The 18,171-nt window shown below is 59.8% G+C and carries 24 protein-coding genes; 12 read left to right on the top strand and 12 right to left on the bottom strand.

The features are described from left to right. Positions 1–93: 93 nt before the first annotated feature. A complete protein-coding gene (locus ACW9I6_RS20815; RefSeq protein ID WP_457339759.1) occupies positions 94–1,296 on the bottom strand; it encodes a lipase family protein in 1,203 nt (400 codons plus the stop codon). After that, positions 1,296–1,883: a GDP-mannose pyrophosphatase NudK gene (nudK, locus tag ACW9I6_RS20820; RefSeq protein WP_003207421.1), complete on the bottom strand. Its 588-nt coding sequence runs from the start codon at positions 1,881–1,883 to the stop codon at positions 1,296–1,298. The genes ACW9I6_RS20815 and nudK overlap by 1 nt, the downstream gene beginning before the upstream one ends. 82 nt (positions 1,884–1,965) lie before the next feature. On the opposite strand from nudK, the gene ACW9I6_RS20825 reads away from it, so the two are divergent. Then, complete coding sequence (locus ACW9I6_RS20825; RefSeq protein ID WP_134326399.1) at positions 1,966–2,721, top strand: DeoR/GlpR family DNA-binding transcription regulator; 756 nt, start codon at positions 1,966–1,968, stop codon at positions 2,719–2,721. Between the two features lie 3 nt (positions 2,722–2,724). On the opposite strand, the gene ACW9I6_RS20830 is transcribed toward ACW9I6_RS20825, so the two are convergent. Continuing rightward, entirely contained in the window at positions 2,725–3,570 is an 846-nt protein-coding gene (locus ACW9I6_RS20830) for an SDR family NAD(P)-dependent oxidoreductase (RefSeq protein WP_457339760.1), read from the bottom strand. A gap of 131 nt (positions 3,571–3,701) precedes the next feature. On the opposite strand from ACW9I6_RS20830, the gene ACW9I6_RS20835 reads away from it, so the two are divergent. From ACW9I6_RS20835 to ACW9I6_RS20845, 3 genes are all read left to right on the top strand, one after another. After that, on the top strand, positions 3,702–4,589 hold the full coding sequence (locus ACW9I6_RS20835; RefSeq protein ID WP_457339761.1) for a LysR family transcriptional regulator: 888 nt from the start codon (positions 3,702–3,704) through the stop codon (positions 4,587–4,589). A 98-nt stretch (positions 4,590–4,687) separates the two neighbouring features. Continuing rightward, complete coding sequence (locus ACW9I6_RS20840; RefSeq protein WP_003207412.1) at positions 4,688–5,629, top strand: alpha/beta hydrolase; 942 nt, start codon at positions 4,688–4,690, stop codon at positions 5,627–5,629. 399 nt (positions 5,630–6,028) lie between these two features. After that, positions 6,029–6,817 carry a DeoR/GlpR family DNA-binding transcription regulator gene (locus ACW9I6_RS20845; protein ID WP_003207411.1) on the top strand — a complete coding sequence of 263 codons (789 nt, stop codon included), beginning with the start codon at positions 6,029–6,031 and terminating at the stop codon, positions 6,815–6,817. On the opposite strand, the gene ACW9I6_RS20850 is transcribed toward ACW9I6_RS20845, so the two are convergent. The 3 genes from ACW9I6_RS20850 to ACW9I6_RS20860 are packed head-to-tail and all read right to left on the bottom strand — an operon-like array spanning position 6,775 to position 8,204. Continuing rightward, the gene (locus ACW9I6_RS20850; protein ID WP_457339762.1) at positions 6,775–7,533 is read right to left on the bottom strand and encodes a DUF72 domain-containing protein; all 759 of its coding nucleotides are present in this window, start codon (positions 7,531–7,533) and stop codon (positions 6,775–6,777) included. The genes ACW9I6_RS20845 and ACW9I6_RS20850 overlap by 43 nt on opposite strands. Continuing rightward, positions 7,533–7,964, bottom strand: coding sequence for a hypothetical protein (locus tag ACW9I6_RS20855; protein WP_003207407.1), 432 nt, complete (start codon positions 7,962–7,964; stop codon positions 7,533–7,535). Before ACW9I6_RS20855 ends, ACW9I6_RS20850 begins: the two co-directional genes overlap by 1 nt. A gap of 15 nt (positions 7,965–7,979) precedes the next feature. Beyond that, positions 7,980–8,204, bottom strand: coding sequence for a hypothetical protein (locus ACW9I6_RS20860; protein ID WP_177019971.1), 225 nt, complete (start codon positions 8,202–8,204; stop codon positions 7,980–7,982). 197 nt (positions 8,205–8,401) lie between these two features. Between ACW9I6_RS20860 and ACW9I6_RS20865 the strand changes: the two genes are divergently transcribed. Together ACW9I6_RS20865 and ACW9I6_RS20870 are read left to right on the top strand one after the other, a co-directional pair. Then, the gene (locus tag ACW9I6_RS20865) at positions 8,402–8,905 is read left to right on the top strand and encodes a DUF4142 domain-containing protein (RefSeq protein ID WP_003207404.1); all 504 of its coding nucleotides are present in this window, start codon (positions 8,402–8,404) and stop codon (positions 8,903–8,905) included. Positions 8,906–8,934: 29 nt separating this feature from the next. Next, complete coding sequence (locus ACW9I6_RS20870; RefSeq protein WP_003207402.1) at positions 8,935–9,495, top strand: type 1 glutamine amidotransferase domain-containing protein; 561 nt, start codon at positions 8,935–8,937, stop codon at positions 9,493–9,495. Between the two features lie 54 nt (positions 9,496–9,549). On the opposite strand, the gene ACW9I6_RS20875 is transcribed toward ACW9I6_RS20870, so the two are convergent. Continuing rightward, positions 9,550–9,771, bottom strand: coding sequence for a PLD nuclease N-terminal domain-containing protein (locus ACW9I6_RS20875; protein ID WP_003207401.1), 222 nt, complete (start codon positions 9,769–9,771; stop codon positions 9,550–9,552). A gap of 156 nt (positions 9,772–9,927) precedes the next feature. Here ACW9I6_RS20875 and ACW9I6_RS20880 point away from each other — a divergent pair, with 156 nt between their 5' ends. The 3 genes from ACW9I6_RS20880 (at position 9,928) to ACW9I6_RS20890 (ending at position 11,820) form a co-directional block, all read left to right on the top strand. Continuing rightward, complete coding sequence (locus ACW9I6_RS20880; protein ID WP_008435011.1) at positions 9,928–10,485, top strand: ATP-dependent Clp protease proteolytic subunit; 558 nt, start codon at positions 9,928–9,930, stop codon at positions 10,483–10,485. A 190-nt stretch (positions 10,486–10,675) separates the two neighbouring features. Next, on the top strand, positions 10,676–11,152 hold the full coding sequence (locus ACW9I6_RS20885) for a hemerythrin domain-containing protein (protein WP_008435010.1): 477 nt from the start codon (positions 10,676–10,678) through the stop codon (positions 11,150–11,152). A 347-nt stretch (positions 11,153–11,499) separates the two neighbouring features. Next, positions 11,500–11,820 carry a hypothetical protein gene (locus tag ACW9I6_RS20890; protein WP_102606266.1) on the top strand — a complete coding sequence of 107 codons (321 nt, stop codon included), beginning with the start codon at positions 11,500–11,502 and terminating at the stop codon, positions 11,818–11,820. 4 nt (positions 11,821–11,824) lie between these two features. Here the strand turns inward: ACW9I6_RS20890 and ACW9I6_RS20895 are convergent, their stop codons facing one another. Both ACW9I6_RS20895 and ACW9I6_RS20900 read right to left on the bottom strand, forming a co-directional pair. Beyond that, complete coding sequence (locus ACW9I6_RS20895) at positions 11,825–13,024, bottom strand: lysozyme inhibitor LprI family protein (RefSeq protein WP_457339763.1); 1,200 nt, start codon at positions 13,022–13,024, stop codon at positions 11,825–11,827. Positions 13,025–13,102: 78 nt separating this feature from the next. Continuing rightward, positions 13,103–14,161, bottom strand: coding sequence for a PDDEXK nuclease domain-containing protein (locus ACW9I6_RS20900; protein ID WP_457339764.1), 1,059 nt, complete (start codon positions 14,159–14,161; stop codon positions 13,103–13,105). A 180-nt stretch (positions 14,162–14,341) separates the two neighbouring features. Between ACW9I6_RS20900 and ACW9I6_RS20905 the strand changes: the two genes are divergently transcribed. Continuing rightward, complete coding sequence (locus ACW9I6_RS20905; protein WP_457339765.1) at positions 14,342–14,998, top strand: helix-turn-helix transcriptional regulator; 657 nt, start codon at positions 14,342–14,344, stop codon at positions 14,996–14,998. A gap of 117 nt (positions 14,999–15,115) precedes the next feature. Here the strand turns inward: ACW9I6_RS20905 and ACW9I6_RS20910 are convergent, their stop codons facing one another. The 3 genes from ACW9I6_RS20910 to ACW9I6_RS20920 form a co-directional block, all read right to left on the bottom strand. After that, positions 15,116–15,616, bottom strand: coding sequence for a DUF2165 family protein (locus ACW9I6_RS20910; RefSeq protein ID WP_457339766.1), 501 nt, complete (start codon positions 15,614–15,616; stop codon positions 15,116–15,118). Between the two features lie 146 nt (positions 15,617–15,762). Next, entirely contained in the window at positions 15,763–16,317 is a 555-nt protein-coding gene (locus ACW9I6_RS20915; RefSeq protein ID WP_457339767.1) for a putative natural product biosynthesis protein, read from the bottom strand. Positions 16,318–16,379: 62 nt separating this feature from the next. Further along, positions 16,380–16,763, bottom strand: a complete 384-nt coding sequence (locus ACW9I6_RS20920; RefSeq protein WP_003207359.1) for a DUF2946 domain-containing protein — start codon at positions 16,761–16,763, stop codon at positions 16,380–16,382. A 265-nt stretch (positions 16,764–17,028) separates the two neighbouring features. Here ACW9I6_RS20920 and ACW9I6_RS20925 point away from each other — a divergent pair, with 265 nt between their 5' ends. Further along, complete coding sequence (locus ACW9I6_RS20925; protein ID WP_003207358.1) at positions 17,029–17,634, top strand: SCO family protein; 606 nt, start codon at positions 17,029–17,031, stop codon at positions 17,632–17,634. Beyond that, the gene (locus ACW9I6_RS20930; RefSeq protein WP_003207356.1) at positions 17,634–18,110 is read left to right on the top strand and encodes a copper chaperone PCu(A)C; all 477 of its coding nucleotides are present in this window, start codon (positions 17,634–17,636) and stop codon (positions 18,108–18,110) included. Before ACW9I6_RS20925 ends, ACW9I6_RS20930 begins: the two co-directional genes overlap by 1 nt. Positions 18,111–18,171 lie beyond the last annotated feature (61 nt).

The raw sequence follows: 18,171 nt of genomic DNA on the forward strand, positions 1-18,171 counted from the left end.
TTGGTTACTTTGCCGCTTTTGCAAAGTGACTCGCTGTAAGAGCGAAACCATAAGCCGCCGTTACCCAAATAACGGATATCCCCCCCAAAAAAGCTACCCCCCACAATTCCCACCAATCACCTCCCCCGCAAACGCCTTACGCACAAACGGCGTCGAGTCCACGAGCGAACCATTGACCGTAGCGGAGTGATCCAGCTCAGGATAAAAATGCCATTCAATCCGGTCCCCGACCTTGCACGCATCCCTGACCAGCGCCTTTTGCCCCGGCACAAACACATCCTGATCCCGCCCCCCCGTACCGACAAAAACCGGAATATCCGTCTTCAACGTCGGATACGCCGACTCACGATAAACCTTGTCGAGCGCCTCTTTCGGCGACCGCTTGAAACTGTCATTGAAGCTGAGCCCATCAGCCATCACCCGCTGCTCAATGGCATGCAAACAATCCCGCCGGCTGCTCTCAAACGCAGGCACTGCACGCTCGCTCAAGTAATCCGCAGCCACAAACCCAGGATCAAACAACGTGACAGTACTCAGCCGCAGCAAGTTATAGGCAAAGGTCGGCACCACCGAACTGCGGGCCTTTTCCAACTCGGCACTGTCTCCCGTTTTATGGGTGGCCGCGTAAGGCGTACCGGTCGCCACCACCCCCACGATATCCAACTCGGGCGCATAGTCTTTCGCATAGACCGCCGTGGCAAACGCAGCACGGCCACCCTGTGACTGCCCAAACACCACCACACGTTTGGAGAGTTCGAAACCACCCGCCCCTACCGCGCGAATGCTGTCGAGCACCCCATAGGCCAGCGGACTGGTCAGCCCATACGGATGCAGGCCAGGCGTCCCAAGCCCCTGGTAATCGGTAGCGACAATCGCGTAGCCCTGAGCCAGCCAATAATTGAGATAGCGCGTATCCCGAGGGCTGCGACCGGCGAACGACGGCGCGCAGATATCGGCACTCCCCACCGTGCCGTGGGCCCACGCCATCAGCGGCCAGCCACCCGGTGGCGGTGTGCCCTTGGGCAGGAACAGCGCACCGGAAACGACAATCCGTTTATGGGTATCGAGACCGTCGGTGGACGTGTACAGGATGCGAATATTCTGCCCCGCCTCGACCAGGCTTTGCTGGCCGGTCAACGGCTCGCTGCGCAGCATCCGCCCGGGTGACGCGGGCACCTTGTCCGCCCAGGTATAGAACGCGGGAACACCACCATCACCGACGGGCGTTTGCGCAGCACTCACACCACTGCATCCCGCCAGCAACACCGCCAGCGCAAGCGATAACCGACGCGACATCACCAGCCCTCTTTCAACATCCGCAATTCAAGGTACTGCAACAACATGATGGTCTTGCCGTCGACGATCTCGGCACTGTCCACCATACCCAGGGCCTCCTCGAATCCCAACTCCAGCACTTCAATATCCTCACCTTCATCCTCCAGCCCACCGCCATCACTGACTCGGTCGCCAGGCTGATATTCGCCGATGAAAAAGTGAATGCGCTCGGTCACCGAGCCCGGGCTCATGAAGGCCGAATAGATCTTTTCTACATGGCCCACACGGTAGCCCGTCTCTTCTTCCGCCTCCAGGCGAATGCGTTCCTCGGGGCTGGCGTTGTCCAGCAGGCCGGCGGCAGACTCGATCAGGTAACCGTGGTAGCCGTTAACGTAGGTAGGCATGCGGAACTGGCGAATCAGCAACACCGTGCGCCGCTCGCGGTTGTACAGCAGGATCGTCGCGCCATTGCCCCGGTCATAGATCTCGCGGGTCTGGGACTGCCAACTGCCGTCGCGGCGGCGCAGGTCAAAGGTGTACTTTTTCAGCACATACCAATTATCCGAGAGCAGTTCTTCGGCGTGGATGCGGACGGGACTGTTTTCCATGGCAGGACCTTTTTGTCTTGTGTTATTCAGCATTTCGTGCAAAATCGTGCACAGTCAAGAAAAAACGTGCAGGAAGCTTCCGATGCTGACCCAACAACGTAAACAACACCTGCTGGATACGCTGCGCCGCGACGGCCGGCTGATTGCCAAGGAGTTGAGCCAGGCACTGGAGGTTTCCGAGGACACGATTCGGCGTGACCTGCGGGAAATGGCCAAGGAAGGTTTGCTGCTGCGGGTGCACGGCGGCGCCTTGCCAGCATCCCCCGCGATGGCTGATTTTTCGGTTCGGGAACACTTGGTACCCGAGGAAAAAATCGCCATTGGCCGGACGGCTGCGCAACTGGTGCAGCCCGGCCAGGTGGTGTTTATCGATGGCGGTACCACGTGCCTGCAACTGGCCCATCACTTGCCGGCGGACCTGAATGCCACCGTGGTCACCCACAGCCCGTCGATTGCCATGGCCCTGGTGGATCATCCGCAGATTGAAGTGATCATGCTCGGCGGGCGGCTGTTTCGCCACTCACTGGTGGGGGTGGGGGCGGCCACGCTGGAGGCCATCGGCCGGGTCAATGCCGACCTGTATTTCATGGGGGTGTGCAGCGTGCACCCGAATGCCGGCCTGTCTACCGGCGATTATGAAGAGGCAGTGGTCAAGCGCGCGTTGTGTCACGCGGCCGCAGAAACCATCGTGCTGGCCACCTCGGAAAAGCTCAACACCGCGTCGCCCTACCAGGTGGTGGAGCTGACACACGTCAGCGCGATCGTCGCATTGGCCAGTACGCCGCGTGCCCTGCTGCAACCCTATGAAGCTCAGGGCCTGACGCTTTACCTGGCGTGACCGTCAACAGTCCTTGATGGCTTGCCATGACGCGGCGACATGCGCAGCGTCCGAGGCGTTGACCCGCGCCAGGTCAACCGGATACTCGACCCCCGGATTTTCAGCGAACCGCGTGGCGGTGAACTGACCGTTGCTGGCACGCAGGATATAGCCGCTGTCCTGGCACGCTGCCGAAGCCAGGAAGATCACCCCAGGCGTGACCCATTCCGGCTTGAGGTTGTTCGGTTCGCCGGTCACGCCCCACATGCGGGTCTTGGCCACGGGTGAGATGGCATTGACCAGGATCCCGGCCTCCGCCCCTTCCCCGCTCAAGGCATTCATGATCCCCAGTTGCGCCATCTTCCCCGCGCTGTAGGCCGCCAGGCCCGGCTGGACGTAGCGCGTATACATCGCACGGTCGGAGGTGGTCAGCACAATGCGGGGTGCGGCAGATCGCGTGAGGTGCTGCCACGCGTGTTTGCACAGCCAGATCGGTGCATAGACATTGACGTCCATGGCCCGCCGGATGAAAGCCTCGTCGGCGGCCTCGATGGGCTGATAGCCGACCCAGCCAGCATTGTGGATCAGGATATCGAGCTGCCCGAAATGCGTGATGGCGCACTCGATCAGCGCTCGACACCCCGCTTCGCCGGACAGGTCACCCGCGTGGCCAACCACCCGCAGGCCTTCACCCTGCAGCGCCAGCGCGGCCGCCTGTACCACCTGGGGATCAGCCCCATCGCCGAGGGTGTCGGCACCGATATCACTGATTACCACCTGCGCGCCGAGTCGCGCCAACTCGCGCGCATAGCTGAACCCCAAGCCACGGGCGGCACCGGTCACGATTGCGGTTTTACCTGTAAAGTCCATCGTCGCGTTCTCCTGATAGGCACTCCACCCTAACAACCCGTGGCCGTCCTGTTTAATACTGAAAAACAGCGATATTGATACCTGCGTCGTATCAAGCCCCACACCGCCATCTACCTGAAGGAACAGCCCAGATGATCGAAACCCGCCTGTTGCGCCAGTTCGTTGCCGTTGCCGAAGCGCTGCACTTTCACCAGGCCGCGGAGCGCCTGCATATGGCGCAGCCAGCGTTGAGCCAGGCGATCAATCGCCTGGAGGCAAAGTTGGGGTTTGCCCTGCTGCAGCGTGACCGTCGTGGCGTGAAGCTGCTGCCAGCCGGGGCGGCGTTTCTTCAGACGGCCTACACCGTCCTCGGGCAATTGCAGCAAGGCATTGAGCAAGCCCGGCAGGTGTCCCAGGGAACCGCCGGCACGCTCACCATCACCTCGGTGTCGATCACCGGCTATCCGTGGTTGCTGGATACCCTCAGGCAGTTTCGCCTGGCGTTCCCCAGGGTTCAGTTGGTGATCAAGGAAATGCCCTCTGCCAACCAGGCCAAGGCCTTGTTGAGTGGTGATACCGATATCGCTTTTTTGCGCTACCTGCCAGGCCAGGCAGATAACATCGAATCCCGGCTGCTGCTGGATGAACCGATCCTGCTGGCGCTGCCCGCAGACCATCCGAATGCGGATGACGCCGCTATCGAGCTGAAGGACTTTGCCGGCGCCGATTTTGTGTTCACGCCCCAGGCATTGGGCAGTGGCTATCACCACCAGTTGATCGCTTTATGCGAGGCCGCGGGCTTCTCTCCAAGGGTGGTCCAGGAAGCCGATCAATTACCCACCCTGATTGGCCTGGTGGCGTGCGGATTTGGTGTGGCGCTGGTGCCGCAGTCCATTGCCCGTTCGATGCCCCGTGACAAGGTGGCGTTTGTGCCCCTCGCCGCCGCGCCCTCCAGCATCGGGCTCTACCTCAACTGGAACACCAGCCATTCTTCCCCCTTGGCCGGGCACTTCTTTTCTCTGCTGGACGAGGCGATGTAATACTTTGCAAGCAATGTCCGGTGACGACCGTCTGAATATTTCCTGCGCGGCCAGGGCATCTGTTAAAACCCGTGCTTCGCCTGTGTCCTGGAACCTTCATGTCTTCACGTTTTCTGTCCCGTCTCGGCCTGCGCTGGTTTCCCCTGCTGTGCATGGCCGCCCTGATCATCGGCCTGCCCGTGGGTTGCGCCGTGCTGCAACACAAGGAACGCGAGTTGCTGTTTCGCGTGGAGCCGGGCACTGCCAGCTGGTACAGCGGGTTGCCGCGTGATGTGCAGGAATTCGACCTGAAACCCGCGAGTTTCAAGGCAGGACAGAATATTCATGGCTGGTGGTGGCCAGCGGCACAGAAGGACGCGCCGGCAATTCTCTACCTGCACGGCGTGCGCTGGAACCTCACTGGCCAACTGTTTCGCATCGAACAGCTGCGGGCCCTGGGCTTTTCCGTACTGGCCATCGACTACCGCGGCTTCGGCCAGAGTCGAGGCGACCTGCCGTCGGAAACCAGCGTGTACGAAGACGCGCGCATTGCCTGGGAACGCTTCCAGGTGCTGCAACCCGACCCCGCCAAGCGCCTCATCTACGGGCACTCCCTGGGTGGCGCGGTGGCCATCGACCTCGCGGTGGAACTGGGCAAGCAGGCAGCGAACAATCAGGTGCCGCCGCCAGTGCGCGGACTGGTCATCGAGTCCACCTTTACTTCCCTGGCAGATGTGGCCACGGCGGTAGCCAATACGTCATTGCCGGTGCGCTGGCTGCTGTCGCAGAAGTTCGATTCCATTGACAAGATCGCTGATATCCACATGCCGCTGCTGGTGGTTCACGGGCTCGCCGATGCCTTCGTGCCACCGCGCTTCAGCCAGCAACTGTTTGACGCCGCCCAACAGCCGAAACACCTGTTGCTGGTACCCGGTGCCACTCATAACGACAGCATGCGACTGGCCGGCAGCAGTTATCGCCAGGCGTTAGACAGCCTGATGCAATCGAAGCGCGCCACTCAGGTTGCCGGGCCCTCCACCGGGCGCCCAAACGACTCGTAAATCTGCATTTCGGCACCGGTTTCGCCGGTGCCTGTCAAGGCGCAAAGCCTGCCCATGCTGGCCATAAACAGTGACTGATCAAATATTAACCGCAGGTTAAATCGCCATACCCGCCGGGCTCAAGCGAAGTTATCCACAGAGATACCCACGGTTTTCGTGGACAACTCTTTTTACTTTTTTACGATTTTTTTGCTCAGTAATGCCCTGTTGGAAAGCTTGGCGGCAGCAAAATCTCCTGCATCACCTCGCGAATCGAAACCATGGGGTTTGGTACCGGACCGGGTGTGGTTTTTCCATGGTGCTCAGCTCACTCGGCAGGGCATCACCGACACCCCAACCCATTGCGTTTGCGCCTAATGCTGATTAATCTCGCATAAACACGCATCAACGAGCAAAAACATGCATAACACCCATGCTGCCATCGACCTGCCCTCCCTGCGCAAACAGAAAATCCTGTTGCTGCTGGAGCGCGACGGTAAAGTCACTGCCTCGGAGTTGGTGGAGCATTTCGCCGTTTCCCAGGACACCATTCGCCGCGACCTTGGCGAACTCGCCTCCGCCGGTCTGCTGCAGCGCGTGCATGGAGGTGCGCTGCCACGGCCCAAGGACACCGGCAAGGATTTCTTCACCCGGTTTGGCGAAACCACCGCGACCAAACGCCACCTGGCGCAACTCGCCGCCGATCGCGTGGAGGACGGCCAGATCGTGCTGTTCGACTCCGGTACCACCACCCTGCAAATCGCCCAGTCACTACCGCATTCCATCAAGCTGACCGCCGTCACGCACTCACCGATGATTGCCATCGCGTTGTCCGAACATCCCAATGTGACGGTGATCCTTGCCGGTGGCCAACTCAACCCGGTGACCATGGCCGCCAGCGGGCATGAAGCATTGCGGCTGATCCAGGGCATCAAGGCCGACCTGCTGTTCACGGGTGTGTGCGCACTGCATCCACAGGTCGGCATCAGCTCGTTGCACTTCGAGGAAGTGGCGGTAAAACAGGCTATGCTCGACAGCGCCTCCCACGTGGTGGCCGTCACCCTGGCCGACAAACTGGGCGCCGTGGAGCCATTCGTAGTGGCACCGTGCAGCCGCATTCATACCCTGATTACCGAGTGGCACGTGCCGCCGGGCAGCGTCGAGGCTTATGAATGCCTGGGGCTGGAGGTGATGCAAGTGGATGCCTGAGGGGCAAGCATCGCTTGAAGGGCAAGCGCATCGACCAGCGCATGACCGCTGGCCGTATTATCGAAAATACACCAGGTCGGAATGCCGTCCTCCAGGGAGGCTCTCAATACCTCGGCCAGCGCGCACAAACGCTCGGTTTCGTAAGCGCTGTGATAGATACGCGGCGAACCATGCAGGCGCCAATAACGCACACCTTGCCAGCCTTTCGGTGCATCCCCATCAGCGATCACCGGCGGGTCGGCGGCGACCCGTCCTATCTGGTAATCCTGCAAAAGCCCGTCGGCCTGCACCCAGCTGGCGTGCCGCGGCTCAAGCACCACAGGCCCAGGGAAGCGTTGACGCAAGGCTGTGAAAAAGCCGCCGGCAATGATCGGGTCGTAGCTTAAAGAAGGCGGCAATTGCACCAGCAGGCAGCCCAGGCGGTCGCCCAATTGCAGGCACTGTGCAAGGAACTCATCCAATGCCGTATCGCAGTCACGCAGACGTAATTCATGGGTGATGTGCCGTGGCACCTTGACCGAAAAACCAAAGCCCGACGGCACTGACTGCGCCCATCGTGCGTAGGTCTGCGGGCGATGGGGGCGGTAGAAGGAGCTGTTGATTTCAACCGCATTCAAGCACGAGGCATAACGTTGCAGATGAGTGCCCTGCCGGGGAAATCTTGGCCATTGCTCACGAGGCAGGCTCCAACCGGCACAACCGAGAAAAATCGGCATCAAAACAACACCGACGCCGCATCCCTCATGAAAATCTCCACCGTCTTCGGCCCGACGCCCTCGAACGCATTCAAGCGTTTTTCAAACTCCCCACGGTCGGCACTGGCATCGTGGATATGGCTGATCCTGCCCGCGTACTCCGCATTCAACTTGCTGCTGAGGTCGAGCAGGCGTTGCGCGGTGCTTTCGTCGTAACGCACGTAATGCGCCTCACCGAGCATGGCCACCAGTTCGCGAGAGGTGCAGTGTTGCAGTTTGCGCGGGGTGTCCCGGCCATGCTTCACCACAATCACCTGATAGGCCTGCGCCGCGATCTGCGCCTGAATGCGCTTGCCCATCAGGAAGCTGGCGACAAACCACTTGAACAGTGCGTTGTCATCACCGGGCTTGAGCTCAATACCCAGTTCCCCGGCGCTGATGGATCGCCCCATGACTGCCTCCGTTCTTCACTGACCCAGCTTGCGCTCGGCCTTGGCGGCTTGCTCGTTGATCTGGTCGGTTTGCCGTTGTGTGTCCTTGATGGACGTCGGCGTGATCACCTTATCAACGGTTTCAGTCTTGGGGTTTGGGCGCTGCAAGGAACTGTCCTTCTCGTCAAGCTGGCGACCTTTCTGCGCCTGTTCGGAGCTGATTGCATTGGGGGTTTTGTCAGTGGTTTTTTCAGTGCCCATGGTGATTCTCCTGCTGTTAAAAGATCAGGCTCCAGCGCGGAGCCGTTATGCAGCAGAGCCCATGATTTTTTGATAGTTCAAGGAAATTGCGTGGGCTGCGGCCCGGAGAAATAAGCGCAAATTAATTTAAACCTTTTGCTCAGGCACCCGCTCAACAGTCAGGTAACGGCATCGCGCCACTCTTCAGGAGAAGCATCATGAAGCACTTGCTGATGAAACAAATGGGACTGACCTTCGCGCTGGCCGCAGGCTCGATGGGTGTGGCCATGGCCGCCACTTCCAATGACTTCGTTGACGCCGCAGCCCAGGGCGGCATCACCGAAGTAGAAGCCGGCAAACTGGCGCTGGAAAAGAGCGGTGCCGCTGATATCAAGGCGTTTGCCCAGCACATGATCACCGACCACACCAAGGCCAACCAGGAGCTGACGGCCCTGGCGACGAAGCTCGACATCAAGGTGCCCGACGATGCCAGCCTCACCGACAAGGCCAAGAAAATGATCCTGGAAATCCGTGAAGAGTCCTTTGACAAGGCTTACGCCGACAATCAGGTAAAGGCCCACGAAGACACCGTGGCCCTGTTCAAAAAAGAAGCCGCCTCCTCGGATAACGCCGAACTGAAGGCTTTTGCCGAGAAGACCCTGCCGACTCTCGAAACCCATCTGAAGATGGCCAAGGAGTTGCAGTCCCAGCACGCCAATTAATCATTGACCCACTCAGGAGACACTCGACCATGAGTTCGCAACTGCACGGCAAGAAGATTCTGATCATCACCTCCAACACCGGTATCGAGCGCGACGAGTTGCTCAAGCCGCTGGAAGCCCTGCGTGGTTTCGGCGCCACGGTGACCCACGGCTCCAGCAAAGGTGGCAGCACCCAGACCTTTCTCAAGGACACCGAGAAAGACAGGACGGTAGAGTCCGACGCCAAGCTCTCGGACCTGCACGGCAGTGATTTCGATGCACTGGTCATCCCCGGGGGCACCGTCAATGCCGACACCCTGCGCCAGGACGCCGATGCACTGCGGCTGATCAATGACTTCGTCAAGGCCGGGAAAACCGTAGCCGCCATCTGCCATGGCCCTTGGGCCCTGATTGATGCCGGCGTGATCGGCGGCAAGACCCTCACCTCCTACAAAAGCGTGCGCACTGACCTGGTCAATGCCGGCGCAGCAAACTGGGTGGATACGCAGGTGAAGGAATGCCCGGCCAATGGCTGGACTCTGATAACCTCGCGCACGCCCGACGATTTGCCGGCGTTCAACGAGGCCATTGCCAAGACACTGGCGGCCTGACGCCCGCCAATGCAAACAGGCGCCCTCGGGCGCCTGTTTTTTTTTGATTCTGTCTTAGCCTTTGCCATGCTCAGTGGCATGTGTCGCCCGGTTCACACCCTTGGGTCCAAACAGCGCCCAGAGGATCAGCCCCAACAGCGGCATGAAGATCAGTACCACCAGCCATAACCCCTTGGTCTCCCAGCCACTGCCACTGCGCAGAACGCTGTTGATCGCCCACAGTTCCAGCAGCACCAGAATCACCGCCAAGCCAATCCAGACATATTCGATTTGCATGATTCATCCTCCTGAGGTCGTATGCGTTAGGTCAAGCAACGCGCCCGAGGGTTCATTAAAATTGCAACGGATGGCTCTCGCCCAACGGTTGCGGCACACGGGCCGTAACCTTCTAGACTCAAATGGACACTACCTTTTACCCCTCGGAGGCCCGGGATGACCGAGCACATCATCCACTTTCACTGCCAGATCGATCAGGGCACCACCGAGCGCTTTCGTGATTGCTGCCTGGACGCCATCGATCAAGGCGCCAGTTCGTTGCTGTTGAACCTGTCGACCACCGGCGGCAGCACCAATTTCGGTTTTACCCTCTACACCTTCCTCAAGTCCCTGCCGGTGCCGCTGTGTGCGATCAATGCGGGCAATATCGAGTCCATGGGCATCATCATGTTCCTGGCGGCAAACCGCCGGATCACCACGCCACACTCGCGCTTCCTGATCCATCCGATGAACTGGTACTTCAACCAGAACTCGGTAGACCACCAGCGCCTGCGGGAATACCTGTCGAGCCTGGACAACGACCTGGCGCGCTACGTGAAAATCTACGAACTGGAAACCGCCAGCGCCGAAACCCACCTGGATATTTTCAAGTGCCTCTCGGCCGAGGAAAAAGTCATCGCCGCCCACGAGTCACTGGCCTACGGGATTGCCCATGAGGTCGAGCAGATCGTGTTTGCCGACGACATCAAGCACTGGAAAGTCAGCGGCGGCTAGGCATGGTTTAATGCATGCCAGCCGCCACTGGACCGTGCAACCTGCACGACCAGCGTCGATATTTATTCGATATAAACTATTGATTTATAAGCCAATAAATATTCCGTTCAACTTGGTACAACTCATGCTGTAGAGGTCTGGACAGGCGGGCAATTCGACCCGCCCTTTCGCTACCCGTGAGGTGTCACCCATGAATGCCATTGATCTTCTCAAGGCCGACCACGAACGCGTCAAAGCCATCCTGAACCAGCTGAGTGAGTCTACTGAACGCGGCGTCAAAAAGCGCACCGAGCTACTGGCGAAACTGGAAATGGAAATCAGCCTTCACACCCGCCTTGAGGAAGAAATCCTCTATCCGGCTTTTCGCAAGGCTGGGGGCAAGGATCAGGAAATCATGTACCACGAAGCCAAGGAAGAACACCGCACCGTCGACTCCCTCGTACTGCCAGACCTGAAGCAGACCTCACCCTCCACGACCGAGTTTTCCGGGCGAGTCAAAGTGGTCAAGGAACTGTTGGAACACCACATCGAGGAAGAAGAAAGCGAGATGTTCCCGCAGGCCAGGAAGCTGCTGGGCAAGGCATTGCTCGAAGAGCTTGGAGCAGAGATGGAAGCGATGAAAGCCGCGCACAAGAAGGCGCCCGGGGCCAAGCCAATGGCGGCGTGATGTCCATTCGTCGCATGGCTGGAAACTTTTTCAAACTTTGATTTGGCTGGCGGATTCCCAATTAGGCAACACCATTGATTCGCTCATCATTGAGGGTTTTGAAAATGGCTAACAGTGGAAAAACCACCTCAGGCGCTGGTCACAAGGATCAGCAAGAAACCACGCGTAAAAGCGGCGGCCAGGGTTCAGGCGGCAATGTCGCCAATGACCGCGCAAAGGCTTCTGAAGCGGGCAAAAAAGGCGGGGCTCATGGCCACGCCCCAGGCTCCAAGAAGTCTTGATTGAGGCGTCGCCGAAGCCCGGATGTGGTCCGGGCTTCGGTCCCAATCGCCAAGAGGGATTGAGTCATGAAGACCAGCATTTCCCAAAGGATCGTACTCGCCGCCAGCTTGACGCTCGTTCTGTATGCCCCCGCCTACGCAGCCTTCGGCGACAACACCGCCCCCGAGGCACCCGCCTTGAGCGGCAACAGCCCACCCGGTTCGGCGCTGCCACCCGGCACCTATCCCAGCAGCCCTTCAGGGGCCGATAGCAGCGGCAACAAGGGCGCTGAAACCAAAGCACCCGCGCCGTCAAAAAGCGTGAAGAGCATCCGCCACAAAGGCACCTCGACCCAGCATCCCGCCAACAAGAGCGGCAAGAAAACCGTTCCTGCATCGGGAAGTTGAGAAATTAGAGCTCGCTTGGGCCACCGATAAAGTCCAGGCGCAAGTTCAACCACTGCCGAACGATTTCCCGGGACGCTTGCCGGGCTTCAACAGCAGAGAAGCCCCGCTCGCGCTGCAACCATTCGCTCGTGACTTGGCGCGCCGGTTCAATGGCCGCCAGCGCCTGCTGGCGTTGCTTGGCGGGCCATTGTTTATCAGCGCCCCAGTTGCGCAGCGTTAATTCGGGATCCTGGGTCTTGCCTGCGGCGCCTGGCTGGAGAAACAGCCGAGGCGACGCGGTGGCCTTGAGGGAAAGCGTGTTCCAGTCGGCGTAGCTGGCAAAGCGGATGGTGCCTTCGTTCTGCGATGCAGTGGACAAAGGCTCGGTAAACGAATCGTCCAGCCGCTTCCAGGCCGGCTGTGCAAACAGATCACCCTGAGGGGCACAAATCGGCGCAAAGCTGTCGCGGGTGGAGCCGTACAACGACCCGAACGACTCATACGCGACCTCACCCTGCCGGCTGAAAACGAAACAGTGCACATACGGGCGTTGGTCGGCGTACATCTCATACTGTTGGCGCTCGATCATCATGCGCAGCAAGGTCAACATCACCCGGTCACGGCTGACAGCAGGATCATTCTGCAGGTCCTGCCAGATCGACCAGGGAAAACTGTCTTCCTTGAGTGCTATGAGAACCTGCTTGCGATTCTCCTCGGCCTCATTCTCCGTCACGCCACTGTCAGGTTCAAAACGCTGCAGGTAGACCAGCCAGGCGGCGGCCAGATCGTTCATCGGGTAGCGCCGAAGCCCTTCAACTGCCTGGGCCGGATGGTACGGAATACTGGCAATGATTGCGTCAAGGGCTGCGGTGTCTTTGTGGGTGATGGTTCCCACCTCGACCACTCTCTGGCTCAGTTGGGATTGCAGGCAGCCGGGCAATTGTTCGGGGGTACCGGCACATGCGTTGCGAGTCTGCAACCACGTGCGCTGGCCACGGCGCAATTCGTCGCGCTGGTCGGGTGCCAGTTTGGCCATTGCCTGGCTGTAGTACAGGCCCAGCGTAGTGTCGAGTTCGCTTAATTCAGGGCTGGCGCAAATAGCCTTTTCCACCGTGGTGGAGGCCTTTTTACAATCAAAGGACGCGCCACTGGCAGGCATCCCCGCGCCCATCAGCACGCCAGTGAGCAACAACATTGGATAGGCAGAATGAATACGGCGGGCCATGGCTTTCCTAAGGTGAGTTCCTTTCAAGGCGCTTATTGTGCCGACGCGATTGCCAATGTCCAGCCTGCCGGCACAGTACTACGAAACACTTGCCATGGAGGGCCGATCAGTTGCCAGCTCACGCTCAATCTGTTCGATGCTCGGCAAGCTGGTTTGCAGCTCTGCAGGCAGTGATTCCACCAGTTGATACTCGGCAACACCAATGGGGCGCGAACTGTCACGCAGGGCGTATTCGGCCACTACTTCGTTCTTGCTCTTGCACAGCAGCAGGCCGATGGTGGGGCTGTCCTGTGGGTGCTTGAGCTGGGCATCTACCGCCGCGAGGTAAAAGCCCAGCTGCCCCAGATGGTCGGGTTTGAATTTGCCGGCCTTGAGTTCGATGACCACGTAGCACCTCAGCTTGAGGTGATAAAACAGCAGGTCGACGAAAAACTCCTCGCCTCCCACGTCCAGCAACACCTGCCGTCCCACGAAGGCAAAACCGGCGCCCAGCTCCAGCAGAAAATCGGTGACATGTTTGACCAGGGCGTTTTCGATTTCACGTTCCTGCGCGTCAAGGGTCAGGCCGAGGAAGTCGAAACGGTAAGGATCCTTAAGCGATTCGCGAGCCAGGTCGGATTGCGCCTTGGGTAGCAGCCCCTCGAAGTTGCTGACCGCATTGCCGCTGCGCTCCAGCAGGCGACCCTCGATTTGCATCACCAGGATGTTGCGCGACCAGTTGTGCTCGATGGCCTGAGCGGCGTACCAGCGACGGGTTTCTGGGCCGGGCAACTTGTCCAGCAACGCCAGTTGGTGATACCAAGGCAATTGTGCAAGCACCCCTTGCACAAATTCCACGTCCGGCCACGCCTCCGCAAATGCACGCATGTACTTCAGGTTACGCGGCGAAAAACCCTTCATCTCCGGAAATGCTGAACGCAAATCCTGCGCCAGCCGCTCAATCACCTTGGTCCCCCAGCCCTGCCGCGCTTGCCGGGTCAGAATATCCTGGCCGATTTGCCAATACAGCAACACCAGCTCGCGGTTTACCGCCAGGGTGGCGCGTTGCTGGGCGCAGTGGATTCGACTCTTGAGATCGGATAGCCAGTCGCTGTATCCCTCGGGTGTTGTGTTCAGGCTATCGGGGGTCTCACTCATTCCTTTTCCCTCGTGGGTTGGGCAGGCGGCCGATAGTAGCGAGGGAAAAATGCGTGATGGGCCAGCAGAATGCTTTCGATACAAATCAACTGGAACCGTACCTTCAGGCGCATCAAGGGGTGCCTCAACATGCGTGCTGTGGTCAAATGAGCCGGTCACTTCCATGGTTATTCCCGATCTATGAACGCCACACCCACCGACGACAGCCAGGCATCCACCGGGGACCGCATCCTGTTCCTGCTCAAGACCCGTGGCCCACTGAAAACCACGGACCTGGCTGCGCTGCTGGACATCACCTCCGAAGCCGCCCGCCAGCAAATCCAGAAGTTGCAGGTCGCGGAGTTGATCGTCGGCGTATCAGCCCCCATCTCGGGTGCCGGCCGGCCATCCTTGAAGTGGACCCTGACCGAGACCGCCCAGAGTAAATTCCCGGATTCCCATAGCGTGCTGACCTTGCACCTGATCGAGTCCATCGAAGGGATTTTTGGCAGTGAAGGCGTGGAAAAAGTCATCGCCAGCATGGAGGCGACCGCCAAGCACGAATACATCCAGGCCTGCTCCGCCGCATCGAGCTTGCAGGAGAAAGTCGCGATCCTGGTGCAGATTCGTGAGCGCGCCGGGTACATGGCGCAGATGGAGCCGCTGGACGAAGGCTGGCTACTGGTGGAAAACCACTGCCCGATCTGCGTGGCCGCCCGTAAATGCCAGGGTTTCTGCCGCTCGGAGTTGCAGATTTTCCAGGCTGCGCTGGGCGATGAGAATGTGGTGGAACGCTGCGAGCATTTGATCTCTGGGGATCGACGCTGCGCCTACAGCATCCAGCCCCGCCACCCGTAAGAAAGAGGCTGCGATGGGCTGCGCAGCAACCGTAATTCCAGCGCCGCAGTGTCCCGGATACACCAACGGTTCAGGACTCACCATTGCTGCGCAGTCCATCGCAGCCTCAGGCCGAAGTCAGGCCCATTGCAGGTTGAACAGAGCGAACGCCAACAGCGCCCAGATCGCCAGCACCAAGTGCGTCAGTTGCAAGCCCTCCTGGCGAATCCAGTAGCCAAACCACAAGCCACCCAGCAGCATCGCGAAAACGAAAGCCGAGAAGCCGCTGAGGGCGAGATTGAGCCATGGCCGCGCGGCCGGGAGGCCATCACCGAGGACCAACTGGTAGCTGCCGGTCCATGCCGCCACTGCCGCGATCACCTGCAGCGCCAACACAATCAGCAGTGCCAATTGATGCAGGTGGTGGGAACGCACAGCGCGCCTTAACAGGGGTATGTCGATGGCCGGAGCCTGGTGCAGTGGCGCCATGGCCATGGTCGCGCCCACCGCACCGACCGAGCTGCGAAATGCCTGCAAGTTGTTGACCACGGCGAGGGTCAGCCAGACACTCAAACCCAGGGCCTGAGTGATAAGGAACAGCCCTGCGGTAACTCCCGGCAACCATAGCTCGACGCTCATCCAAACCTCCTTGTCTGCTGTAGGGCAAATCAGGCTCTTGGCATATAACCAAGAATACACTTGGATAATACGGTGAGCGCTTTAACTTACACAAGGCAAACTTTTAGATCCGGTAACCGTTGTTGCCCGGTGGATCGAGCGGAACCTCAAGGCACCGGCAACCACCCGCTGAACCTTCCCTGGCTATCCAGCGCGCACCAGGCGAAATCTCCGGGCAGCGGCGGCAAGTTCTGCAGCGGTACGCCGCTGCCCTGCTTCCAGTCCACCACTTGCAGGGATGAACCTTGCCAGGCCAGGACCAGGCCCCGGGCCTGGCTGGTGTCATCGCTGACCCAACGGGCTGCCGCCGCCGTCATGAACGCTTCGATGGGCTCTTCATCGATCTGCGTGCGATACACCGAACCGAGCAGCCAACGGCACACGTTTACATGGTAGGTCCAGTCCAGGGAGGGACGGTTGCGGTAAGCCCAGGTCATGAAGCTGCGAAACAGGTTCAAGCCCTCCGGCGGGTCGAGCTTGAGCAAACCGGGGCAGATGTCGAACAAGGTGTGCCAGTACGGCAGCAACCGTGCATCCAGGTGGACGAAACAGCGGGCGTTACTCGGGTATTCGACAGACGGTAGCAGCACGTCGCTGCGGGACGGACGGCGCGACGCCTTGTTGACCAGGCGGGCAGCGCCGGAAGGCAGGATAGAGCTCATGGAACGCACTCACACTCGTGACGATAGAACGCCTCCTGGTATCAGGAAGCCCGGGGCACACGTCAGAATGCAGGGGAAGCGCGAGGGTTGGCCGAGGGCCAGGAATACCGTGGAGGGGCCTTGTTGCGCCGCTCATGGGCCGGGCGCGGCTTTTGCCCCAGGCCCAACAGCCAGGCCAGGCAAAACAGGAAGACGATGCCCAGGGTCACGGCGGAGCACACCGGGCAGGCGAAGAAGTTCGACCAGCTGCTGGCCGTCGGATTACCCAGGCCGGCATCCGAGGCCGGCGCCTTGGTGCCCAGGCTTGAACAGAACTGACCGCCCAGGCCATTGAGCTCAAGCCCCATCATCTGCCCATGGCCCAAACCGCAGACGAACACATTGAACAGGACGCAAAAATACAGGGTCCAGGCAATGAGTGAACGGTCCGGGCGGGAGAGTTTCATGGCGGCGACTTTACCATTCCCCCTGTAGGAGCTGTCGAGCTTTAGCGAGGCTGCGATGCAGGCGCCACGGTCTTGCAGGAATACCAAGCCGATCCCTTCGCAGCCTCGCTCAAGCTCGACAGCTCCCACATTTGGTCTTGCTCGGCAGGGCCTGTGACAGAACGTCGCAGATTACGCCCAGAGGCCCGGGTTGTTAGAATGCCACGCTCTCCTCGCCTGATTTAACGCTTCGTGGTACCCAGGCGCTTCACAGGATGCACAGTTGATGAGTACGTTATTCACCCGCCGCAAAGTCCTCTCCGGCATGGGATTGCTGGGCCTGGGCCTGCTGGCCGGCTGTGACAACAGCCCGAAACTGAACTTCAAGTACGGCAAGGATCTGAGCGACAAGATCATGGGCCGCACCTTCAAGCTCAAGAACACTGACGGCGAGACCGTCACCTTGAGTTCCTTCCGTGGCTTGATGCCAGTGGTGTTCTTCGGCTTCACCCAGTGCCCGGCCGTGTGCCCGACCACCCTGGCGCGCATGGCCCAGGCGAAAAAACTGATGGGCCGCGACGGCAAGATCATGCAGGTGGTGTTTATCACCCTGGATCCGGAACGCGACACGCCCAAGATACTCGACGCCTACGTCAAGGCCTTCGACCCCAGCTTCCAGGCGCTGTACGGCACCCCGGAAGAAATCGCCGTGGCCGCCAAGGAATTCGGGATCTTTTATGAAAAGATCCCCGCCGGCGACAGCTACACCCTCTCCCACACCGCCACCAGCTTTGTGTTCGACACCCGGGGCACCCTGCGCCTGGGCTTGTCTGCCTCGCTTAACGCCAAAGAGTGCGCAGAAGACCTGCTCACCGTCATGGAGGTCTGCTAATGACTGCCGTTCAACACCTAAAGCGCTTCGCCCTCGGTCTCTCCCTGCTGGGCCTCGCCGCCCACGCCAGTGCACAGGCAGTGGTCACCGACGCCTGGGTACGCGCCTCGGTACCGGGCCAACCGTCCAGCGGTGCGTTCATGACCGTCACCGCCGACAGCGACAGCAAACTGCTCAGCGTGGCTTCGCCGGTCGCCAAGACCGTGCAGATCCATGAGATGACCATGAAGGACGACGTGATGCGCATGGGCCCGGTGGACTCGGTGCCATTGCCCGCCGGCAAGGCCGTCAAGCTCGACCCGGATGGCTATCACGTGATGCTGATCGACCTCACCGCCCAGATCAAGGAAGGCGACCAGGTGCCGCTGACCGTCACCGTGGAAAATGCCAAGGGTGAAAAGCAGTCGATCGAAGTGAAGGCCCAAGCCCGTGCGTTGAATGCAACGGAAACCATGGATCACAGCAAGATGCACTAAAGCGCAGATCAAAATGTGGGAGCGGGCTTGTGTGGGAGCGGGCTTGCTCGCGAAGGCGGTG

Source organism: Pseudomonas sp. SDO5522_S412 (assembly GCF_054071215.1).